Annotated in this window: 8 protein-coding genes; 6 read left to right on the forward strand and 2 right to left on the reverse strand. The window is 69.1% G+C overall.

What is annotated here, in order from left to right:
- Positions 1–226, reverse strand: a 226-nt coding sequence (locus J5F18_RS12495; protein WP_346298946.1) for a hypothetical protein, incomplete at its 3' end; no start/stop codon positions are given.
- 92 nt (positions 227–318) lie between these two features.
- On the opposite strand from J5F18_RS12495, the gene J5F18_RS12500 reads away from it, so the two are divergent.
- The gene (locus J5F18_RS12500) at positions 319–1335 is read left to right on the forward strand and encodes an ArsJ-associated glyceraldehyde-3-phosphate dehydrogenase (RefSeq protein WP_346298947.1); all 1017 of its coding nucleotides are present in this window, start codon (positions 319–321) and stop codon (positions 1333–1335) included.
- Positions 1332–2549: an organoarsenical effux MFS transporter ArsJ gene (gene arsJ / locus J5F18_RS12505; RefSeq protein WP_346298948.1), complete on the forward strand. Its 1218-nt coding sequence runs from the start codon at positions 1332–1334 to the stop codon at positions 2547–2549. Before J5F18_RS12500 ends, arsJ begins: the two co-directional genes overlap by 4 nt.
- Here arsJ and J5F18_RS12510 read toward each other — a convergent pair.
- On the reverse strand, positions 2521–3183 hold the full coding sequence (locus tag J5F18_RS12510) for a TetR/AcrR family transcriptional regulator (RefSeq protein ID WP_346302225.1): 663 nt from the start codon (positions 3181–3183) through the stop codon (positions 2521–2523). The genes arsJ and J5F18_RS12510 overlap by 29 nt on opposite strands.
- Positions 3184–3442: 259 nt before the next feature.
- Here J5F18_RS12510 and xdhA point away from each other — a divergent pair, with 259 nt between their 5' ends.
- The 4 genes from xdhA to J5F18_RS12530 all read left to right on the forward strand — a co-directional run.
- On the forward strand, positions 3443–4903 hold the full coding sequence (gene xdhA, locus J5F18_RS12515) for a xanthine dehydrogenase small subunit (protein WP_346298949.1): 1461 nt from the start codon (positions 3443–3445) through the stop codon (positions 4901–4903).
- A complete protein-coding gene (gene xdhB, locus J5F18_RS12520; RefSeq protein ID WP_346298950.1) occupies positions 4887–7484 on the forward strand; it encodes a xanthine dehydrogenase molybdopterin binding subunit in 2598 nt (865 codons plus the stop codon). The genes xdhA and xdhB overlap by 17 nt, the downstream gene beginning before the upstream one ends.
- A 141-nt stretch (positions 7485–7625) precedes the next feature.
- Positions 7626–8948: a guanine deaminase gene (gene guaD / locus J5F18_RS12525; protein ID WP_346298951.1), complete on the forward strand. Its 1323-nt coding sequence runs from the start codon at positions 7626–7628 to the stop codon at positions 8946–8948.
- Between the two features lie 342 nt (positions 8949–9290).
- Positions 9291–10271, forward strand: a 981-nt coding sequence (locus J5F18_RS12530) for an NCS2 family permease (RefSeq protein WP_346298952.1), incomplete at its 3' end; no start/stop codon positions are given.

Consider the following 10271-nt stretch of genomic DNA (forward strand, 5'->3'; position numbering starts at 1 on the left):
CACCCAGGCTCTCGGCCATAAAGCCGGCGGCGAGCCGCGCCGCCACACGCCGCGGCTCCAGCAGCAGCAGCCGGCCCTCGGCGGCCCAGGGCGCCTCGAGCAGCGCCAGGGGCACCCGGGTGGTCTTGCCGGCGCCGGGCTCGGCCACCAGCAGCGCACGGCAGTGGGCCGCCAGGGCGGCCTGGATGGCGTCGAGCCGCGCCTCGATGGGCAGGCCTGCTGTCATCGAACTGTCATCCTGCTTCATATACGATTCGCCATATATGCTCGTTTCTCTCTCCCCCGACACCTCCCCGGAAACACTCAAGGAGCCACCCCATGGCGATACGCATCGGCATCAACGGCTTCGGCCGCATCGGCCGCCTGGCCCTGCGCGCCGGCTGGACGAACCCGGACCTCGAGTTCGTGCAGATCAACGACCCGGGCGGCGACGCCGCCACCTTCGCCCACCTGCTGCAGTTCGACTCGGTGCACGGCCAGTGGACGGGCGGCGGCGATGATATCACGGCGGACGACGCCGCCCTGAGGGTGGCCGGCCGGCGCATCGCCTTCGGTGCCAACCGCGAGATCGAGGCCACCGACTGGTCCGGCTGCGACCTGGTGATCGAGGCCTCGGGCAAGATGAAAACCACCGACAAGCTCCAGGCCTATCTGGACCAGGGGGTCAAGCGGGTGGTGGTGAGCGCCCCGGTGAAGGACGAGGGCGTGCTCAACCTGGTGGTGGGGGTCAACGATCATCTGTTCGACCCGGCCCGGCACCGCATCGTCACCGCGGCGAGCTGCACCACCAACTGCCTGGCGCCGGTGGTCAAGGTGATCCACGAGAACCTCGGCATCCGCCACGGTTCCATGACCACCATCCACGATATCACCAACACCCAGGTGATCCTCGACTCGCCTCACAAGGACCTCAGGCGCGCCCGGGCCTGCGGCATGAGCCTGATCCCGACGACCACCGGTTCGGCGAAGGCGATCACCGCCATCTTCCCGGAGCTCGAAGGCAAGCTGAACGGCCACGCGGTGCGGGTGCCGCTCGCCAACGCTTCGCTCACCGACATGGTGTTCGAGGTCGCACGCGAGACCACCGAGGAGGAGGTCAACGCCCTGCTGAAGGAGGCCGCCGAGGGCTCGCTGGCCGGCATCCTGGGCTTCGAGGAGCGCCCGCTGGTCTCCATCGACTACCGTACCGACCCGCGCAGTTCCATCGTCGATGCGCTCTCCACCATGGTGGTGGCCGGCACCCAGGTGAAGCTCTACGCCTGGTACGACAACGAGTACGGCTACGCCTGCCGCACCGCGGAGCTGGCCGCCAAGGTGGGGAACGCCGACGCATGATCGCCCGCGTCGCCGCCCTGCCCCGGGAGATCCGCCAGTACCTGCTGGTCACCGGCAACTACTGGGCCTTCACCCTCACCGACGGCGCCCTGCGCATGCTGGTGGTGCTCTACTTCCACCGGCTGGGCTACTCGGCGCTGGAAGTGGCGCTGCTGTTTCTCTTCTACGAGTTCTTCGGCGTGGTGACCAACCTGGTGGGGGGCTGGCTGGGGGCGCGCCTCGGGCTCAACCGCACCATGAACCTGGGGCTCGGCCTGCAGGTGGTGGCGCTGGCCATGCTGCTGGTGCCGGTGGCCTGGCTCTCGGTGCCCTGGGTGATGGCCGCCCAGGCGCTCTCGGGCATCGCCAAGGACCTCAACAAGATGAGCGCCAAGAGCGCCATCAAGACCCTGGTGCCGGCCGGCGACGCCGGGCATACCTCGCTCTACCGCTGGGTGGCGCTGCTCACCGGCTCCAAGAACGCGCTGAAGGGAGTGGGTTTCTTCCTGGGGGGGCTGCTGCTGACCCTGATCGGCTTCCAGGGGGCAATACTCGCCATGGCGGTGATGCTGGCCGGGGTGCTGGCGCTGTCGCTTGCGCGCCTCGACGGCGACCTGGGCCGGGCCAAGGCCAAACCGAAGTTTCGCGAGATGCTCTCCAAGAGCCGCGCCATCAATATCCTGTCGGCCGCGCGGATGTGCCTCTTCGGCGCCCGGGATGTCTGGTTCGTGGTGGCCCTGCCGGTCTTCCTGGCCACCCAGTTCGGCTGGGACAGCTGGCGGGTGGGCGGCTTCCTGGCCCTCTGGGTGATCGGCTATGGGGCGGTGCAGGCGGTGGCGCCGCGACTCACCGGGCGCCACGCCGGCCGCGGTGCGGCCATCGCCTGGGCCGCATCGCTCGCCGCCCTGCCGGCGCTGATCGCACTGGGTCTTGAAGGACAGCTCCTGGAGGCCCAGCCCCAGCTGGTGCTGCTGGGCGGGCTACTGCTGTTCGGCGCGGTCTTCGCGGTGAACTCCAGCCTGCACAGCTTCCTGATCGTCAAGCTGGCCAGAAGCGATGGGGTCTCCCTGGACGTGGGGTTCTACTACATGGCCAACGCCATGGGGCGGCTGATCGGCACCCTGCTCTCCGGCTGGCTCTACCTGGTCGGCGGCCTCACCGCCACCCTCTGGGTCTCCAGCACCCTGCTCGCCGCCACCGTACTGATCAGCCTGGCGCTGCCGAAGGAGGCCTGACGCCGCACCCCTTGAGGATCACCCGGGTGAGGAAGGCGGTGATCCGCTCCACGTCGGCGTCGCTGAGTTCGTCCTTGCCGGTGATCCCCAGCACCTGGGCCTCGAAGTCGGCGTAGTGCTGGGTGGCCGACCAGATCAGGAAGATCAGCCACACCGGGTCCACCGGATCCATCAGCCCCCGCTCGGCCCACTCCTCGAAGATCCGCGCCCGGGTCTGCACCCAGTCGCGCAGCTCGCCGCGCAGGTACTCCTGCAGGAAGGGCGCGCCCCCCAGGATCTCCGCGGCGAAGAGCCGCGAGCCCTCGGGATGGCGCCGCGACAGCTGCATCTTGCTGCGGATGAAGGCCTCCAGCACCTCGGCGGGGTCGTCGTCGGCCGAGATATCGTCCAGCAGAGCGTTCCAGCGCGCCATCATCCGCTCCAGCAAGCGCACGTAGAGGCCGCGCTTGCTGCCCATGTAGTAGAGGACATTGGACTTGGGCAGCCCCGCCTCCTCGGCGATGGCCTGCACGCTGGCCCCACGATAGCCGTGCCGGGCGAAGACCTTCTCGGCCGCCTTCAGGATATCCCGCTCGTTGCGAACGCGAATGACCCCGTTGCCGTCCCCCCTGTCGCGTTTCTCGTCGCGGGCCATCGCCCCCTTCTGCTGCGTCATCGTCACCCCTGAAAACCCCCGAAACCTGCGCCATTCTCGCCACTCACCCATGGCGCGATTGCCTCGGATAGTGCCCCAGCCCGGGGCGGGGTGCAAACGGGAGCACAATAGGGCTTGCAATACGTCGCATTGTGGACCATGCTGAGGTCATCCTGACCAATCGGTCAACTTGCTGTCACGAGAGAACACACCCGAGACGTCCGGGATACCCCCTGCGATCAACAACAGAGACAAGGCGATGATCGACTTCCTGCTCAATGGGCAGCCTCGCCGCTGCGAGGTCTCGCCCGACACCAGCGTCCTCGAGCTGCTGCGCGAGACACTTGGCCAGACCGGCACCAAGGAGGGTTGCGCCTCCGGCGACTGCGGCGCCTGCACCGTGGCCATCGGCGAGCCCGGCCCGGATGGCCGCGTGCGCTATCAGGCCGCCAATGCCTGCATCACCCCCGCCCACCAGCTCCAGGGCCGTCAACTGGTCACCGTGGAGGGCCTGGCCCAGGGCGAGGCCCTGCACCCCGCCCAGGCCGCCATGGTCGACTGCCACGGCAGCCAGTGCGGCTTCTGCACCCCGGGCATCGTGATGTCGCTCTTCACCCTGCACGAGGAGCAGCGCCAGCGCCCCGCCCCACTGACGCCCGAGCGCCTCGAGGCAGCGCTGGGCGGCAACCTGTGCCGCTGCACCGGCTACCGGCCGATCCGCGACGCGGCGCTGGCCATGGGCGACTACCCCGAGCAGCGCCCCCAGTGGCTGGATGCCGCCGCACCCAAGCCGGAGCCCGTCACCGACGCCATCTTCATTCAGCCCAGTAGCCTGGCCGAGCTGATGGCCGAACGCTCCGCCCACCCCGAGGCACCGGTGGTGGCCGGCGGCACCGACCTCTGGCTAGAGGTGACCCAGCGCCTGCGCCGCTTCGAACGCCTGGTGGATGTGACCCGGGTCGCCGAGCTGCAGACCCTCGAGGAGGCGACCCAGGAGGACGGCAGCCCGGGCTGGTGGATCGGCGGTGCCGTCACCTATTCGCGCCTCGAGCCACTGCTCGAGGAGCACTACGAGCCCTTCGCCCACCTGCTCCATCGCCTCGGCTCCGGCCAGGTGCGCAACCGCGGCACCCTGGGTGGCAACATCGCCAACGCCTCGCCCATCGGCGACACCCCGCCGGTGCTGCTGGCCCTCGGTTCGCGGCTGTGGCTGGCCGGCCCCGAGGGCGAGCGCGAACTGGCTCTCGACGACTTCTTCCTCGACTACAAGAAGACCGCGCTGCGCGAGGGCGAGGTGATCCGCGCCATCTTCCTGCCGCGGCCGGCGCCGGAGCGACACCTCAAGGTGTGGAAGCTGTCCAAGCGTCGTGAGGATGATATCTCCGCGGTGCTCGGCGCCTTCGCCTGGCGCCTGGAGGACGGCATCCTGCGCGACGTGCGCCTCGCCTTCGGCGGCATGGCGGCCATTCCCAAGCGCGCCGCCGAGGCGGAGGCCGCCCTGGAGGGGCGGGTCCCCTCGGTGGCCGCCTTCCAGGCCGCCCGCCTGGCCCTCGGCCGCGACTTCCAGCCCATGAGCGACGTGCGGGGCAGCGCCCACTACCGCCAGCTCTCCGCCGCCAACCTGCTGGAACGCCTGCGCCTGGTCCTGCTTCGTGACAACCAGGCGCAGCAGAACGAGAACACCGACCGGGAGGTGATGCTCCATGCGTACGCTCACTAAGCTTTCCCAGGCCACCGGGGCCGCGCCGGCTCTGGCACCCGACAACGCAACGGCTCAGGCGACCGACAGCGCACCGGTCGAAGCGCCCCCCACCCCGCAAGCCAAGGCCCCCGACAGCGTGCCGGTCGCGCCCCGGCACGATAGCGGCGCCGCCGGCAGCCCGCGCCCCCACGAGAGCGCCGTCAAGCACGTTACCGGTCGTGCCGCCTATATCGACGATATCGCCGCCCCCGCCGACTGCCTGGAGCTGGCGCTGGGCCTCTCGCCGGTGGCCCACGGTCACCTGACCCGCCTCGACCTGGCGAAGGTGCGGCAGATGCCCGGCGTGGTGGACGTCATCGCCATCGGCGACGTGCCCGGCCACACCGATATCGGGCCGGTCTTCCCCGGCGACCCCATCTTCGTCGAGGAGGAGATCAGCTACGTCGGTCAGGTGCTCTTCGCGGTAGCCGCCGAGAGCCATCGCGCCGCCCGCGAAGCGGTCAAGGCCGCCGTGGTGGAGATCGACGAGCGGCCAGCCAGCCTCGACCCGGTGGCCGCCGCCGAGCGCGGCGAGTTCGTGCGCCCCACTCACGTCCAGCAGAGCGGCGACTGGGAAACGGCGTTGGCTGAGGCCGCCCATGTGGTGACCGACGAGCAATTCGTCGGCGGCCAGGAGCACTTCTACCTGGAGGGCCAGGCCTGCCTGGTGACCCCCACCGAGGACGAGGGGGTGGTGGTCTACACCTCGAACCAGCACCCCAGCGAGACCCAGAAGCTGGTCGCCGAGGTGCTGGACATCCCCTTCCACGCCGTGACCGTGGAGATGCGCCGCATGGGCGGTGGCTTCGGCGGCAAGGAGACCCAGGCCTCGCCCTGGGCCTGCATCGCCGCGATCATCGCCCGGCGCACCGGCCGCGCCGCCCGGCTGTGCCTGCCGCGGGGCGAGGACATGCGGGTCACCGGCAAGCGCCACCCCTTCCACAACCGCTACCGGCTGGGCGTGGACGACCAGGGCGTGCTGCTGGGTGGCGAGATCACCGTGATTGGCGACTGCGGCTACTCGCCGGACCTCTCCGAGGCGATCGTCGACCGCGCCATGTTCCACTCCGACAACGCCTACTCCCTGGGCGAAGTACGGGTCACCGGCCATCGTGCCCGCACCCATACCGCCTCCAACACCGCCTTCCGCGGCTTCGGCGGCCCCCAGGGCATGATGGTGATCGAGGCGGCCATGGAGGATATCGCCCGCACCGTCGGCGAGGACCCGCTGACCGTGCGCAAGCGCAACCTCTACCGGCCCGGGCGCAACGTCACCCACTACGGCCAGACCGTGGACCAGATCGGCCTGCTCCATGACCTGATCGAACGGCTGGAGACCAGCAGCGACTACTGGGCCCGCCGCCAGGCCATCAGCGAGTTCAATGCCGACAGCCCCATTATCCGCAAGGGGCTGGCGCTGACTCCGGTGAAGTTCGGCATCTCCTTCACCGCCAAGCACCTCAACCAGGCCGGCGCCCTGCTGCATGTCTATACCGACGGCAGCGTGCAGATCAACCACGGCGGTACCGAGATGGGCCAGGGGCTGCATACCAAGATCTGCCAGGTGGTGGCCCGGGAACTGGGCCTCGACCTGGAGACGGTGCGCATCACCGCCACCCGCACCGACAAGGTGCCCAACACCTCGCCCACCGCCGCCTCCAGCGGCGCCGACCTCAACGGCCAGGCCGCCCGCGACGCCTGCGTCAAGCTCAAGGAGCGGCTCTTCGACTTCGCCAGCCGGCACTTCCACGCCGAGCTCGGCGGTCTCGACCGCGAGGGCATGCGCCTGGAGGGCGGCCACCTGGTGGCCGGCGCCGGCGAGAGCGAGCGGCGCATCCCCTGGGGCGAGCTGGTCCAGGCCGCCTACATGGGCCGTATCTCGCTCTCCGAGAAGGGCTTCTACGCCACTCCGCTGATCCACTACGACCGCGAGACCGGCAAGGGGCGCCCCTTCTACTACTACGCCCACGGCGCCGCCGTGGCGGAAGTGAGCGTCGACACCCTGAGCGGCGAGTACCAGGTCGACCGGGTCGACATCCTCCACGACGTCGGCGATTCCCTGAACCCGGCCATCGACCTCGGCCAGGTGGAGGGGGGCTTCATCCAGGGCATGGGCTGGCTGACCAGCGAGGAGCTGAAGTGGAACGAGGCCGGACGGCTGATCTCCGACGGCCCGGCCACCTACAAGATCCCCACCTATGGCGACCTGCCACCGGTGTTCAAGGTCGCGCTGCTGGAGGGTCACCCCAACTCCATGGCCAGCATCTACCGCTCCAAGGCGGTGGGGGAACCCCCCTTCATGCTCGGCATGTGCGTCTGGGCGGCACTGCGCGACGCCGGCCACGACGAGGCGGCGCTAGCCTCGGTGCGCTGCCCCATCGGCACGGTCGGCGGGGCGACGAACGGGGCGGAAGGAGAGAGGCGCAAGGGGGGCGACAAGACCCCCTACGCCATCGCCATCGCCGCCATCGCCGAACTGCTGCCCCTGGTGGAGAGCGCCGTGCACCCCGATCAGCGCGGTCTCGACCCGGCGGCGCTACGCCAGACATTTCGCCAATGAACCCGGTCGGCGCCCTCCTCTGCCGCCGCTTCGCGACGGTTCGCCCAATCAATTGGGCTCCCACAGCGGGGTCGACAGCGGCGCCGTCAGGCGCCCGCCAACCGACAGACCAAGGCCTCTACCAACAACGAGCCTGACGATATGACGATTACCGATTCGCGCGTACTGCGCGCCGAACTGCTGAGCTTCGACGCCGATCCCGGCGAGGCCGATGTCCCTGCCGCCGACAGCGTCCGCCACCACCAGGATGGCGCCCTGTGGATCGAGAACGGCCGCATCCGCGCCGTGGACGACTACGCCCGGCTGGCCCCGACGCTACCCGAGGGAATCAGCGTCATCGACCATCGCGACAAGCTGATCGTGCCCGGCTTCATCGACAGCCACGTGCACTACGTGCAGCTGGAGATCATGGCCTCCTATGGCCGCCAGCTGCTCGATTGGCTCAACGACTACACCTTCCCGGAAGAGCTGCGCTTCGCCAGCCGCGAGCACGCCGAGGCGCTCTCCGAGGCCTTCCTCGACGAGCTGCTGCGGGTCGGCACCACCACCGCCCAAGTCTTCTGTTCGAGCCACCCGGTCTCGGTGGACGCCTTCTTCGCCGCCAGCCACCGCCGTGGGCTGTGCATGCTGGCCGGCAAGGTGCTGATGGATCGCCACGCCCCCGAGGCGCTCTGCGACGACACCCTGGGCGGGGTCCGCGACAGCGAACGGCTGATCGGCGACTGGCACGGCAAGGGACGGCTCGGCTACAGCCTCACCCCGCGCTTCGCCCCCACCTCCACCCGCGCCCAGCTGGACGCCGCCGGCGCCCTGATGCGCAACGACTCGAGCCTGTGGCTGCAGACCCACCTGGCCGAGAACACCGGCGAGCTGGACTGGGTGGCCGAGCTCTTCCCCGGCAGCCGCGATTACCTCGCGGTCTACGAACAGTCGGGCCTGGTGGGACCGCGCAGCACCTTCGCCCACGGCATTCACCTCGACCAGGAGATGCGGGGCCGGCTGGCCGAACGCGGCGCCAACCTGGCCTTCTGCCCCAGCTCCAACATGTTCCTGGGCAGTGGCCTCTTCGACCGCCAGGCGGCCCGGGAAACCGCCCTCAACATCACCTACGCCAGCGACGTGGGCGGCGGTACCGACCTCTCGGGTCTGGCCACCCTCAAGGCCGCCTACCAGGTGGGCCAGCTACGCGGCCAGCCGCTCACCGCCTGGCAGGGCTTCTTTGGCCTGACACTGGGCAATGCCCGGGCACTCTCCCTGGACACCCGCCTCGGTCGCCTGGCTCCGGGGATGGACGCCGACTTCGTGGTCCTCGACACCGCCGCCACGCCGCTGCTGGCCCGGCGCAGCGCCCGCTGCCGCACTCTGGGCGAGCGCCTGTTCGCCCTGATGATGCTGGGCGACGACCGGGCCGTTCACGAAACCTGGGCGGCGGGCCGCTGCCAGCACCGGCGCGACGCGGCCTGACCGACCACCACCGAATGCCGATGATGGGGTTGGCATCTTGGCCGGGGTACGTCCTCACAAGGGGAATCCCCGGCCCTTCTTGACGCCCGGGTGACGCCAACAACCCGGCCGGCGCCGCCATCTCGCCTCCCCCGCCATCCATCAGATGCGCGGGGTATTGGCGTTACCTCCCATTCACCCGCCTTTTCCCCGACGTTGATCGTCATCATCGGGAAAAATCGAACTTGCCCAATCGGTCAACTCGGGACTATGCTGAAGGCGATACAGCTGACCACTTGGTCAGAAACTGCATCACCCCGACGCTTTCGCACCCGCCATACACCAACAACAACGGTACTGTCCATGGACCCCAAAACTCCCTCCCTGTCAGACGAGTCCCTGCGTACGTCATCGTCAACGGAAGGTCACTGGCTGGATCGCTACTTCGGCGTCAGCCGTCGCGGCGCCGGTATCGCCACCTTCCTCGCCTCCATGTACATCATCGTGGTCAACCCGGCGATCCTCTCCGATGCCGGCATCCCCTTCACCGCCGCCCTCTCTGCCACCGTGCTGATCAGCTTCATGAGCAGCCTGGCCATGGGACTCTACGCCCGCAACCCCATCCTGGTGGCCCCGGGCATGGGCATGAACGCCCTGTTCACCTACACCCTGGTGCTCGGTGCCGGCCTGCCCTGGGAGGTGGCCCTGGGCTGCGTCTTCTGGTCCGGCGTGCTGTTCGCCCTGCTGGCCGTCTTCAACGTCCGCAAGGCGATCATCGAGGCGATTCCCGCCTCCCTGCGTTATGCCATCACCTGCGGCATCGGGCTGTTCATCACCTTCATCGGCCTGAAGAATGCCGGCTTCATCGTCGGCAGCGACGCCACCCTGGTGACCCTGGGCAGCTTCGACCCCACCCTGATCACCTTCTTCATCGGCCTGATCGCCACCGCGGTCATGGTGATCCTGCGCATGAACGGTGCCCTGATCCTGGGCACGCCCATGGGGCGGCTGTGGGGCGGCGACGTAATCGTGGAGTGGAGCGGCCTGGCCGCCTGGCCCGACTTCAGCGGCGTGCTGCAGGTGGACATCTGGGGGGCGCTGAAGGTGGCCTACCTGCCGTTCATCTTCGTGATGCTGTTCACCAACTTCTTCGATGCCCTCTCCTGCTTCATGGCCCTCGCCGAGTCCGCCGACCTCAAGGACAAGGACGGCAATCCGCGCAACCTCAAGCGCTCCATGACGGTGGACGCCTTCGCCTCGATGATCGCCGCACCGCTCGGCACCAGCGCCGCCCAGACCTTCATCGAATCGGGTGCCGGCGTGGCCCAGGGCGGGCGCACCGGG

Source organism: Halomonas sp. BM-2019 (assembly GCF_017584085.1).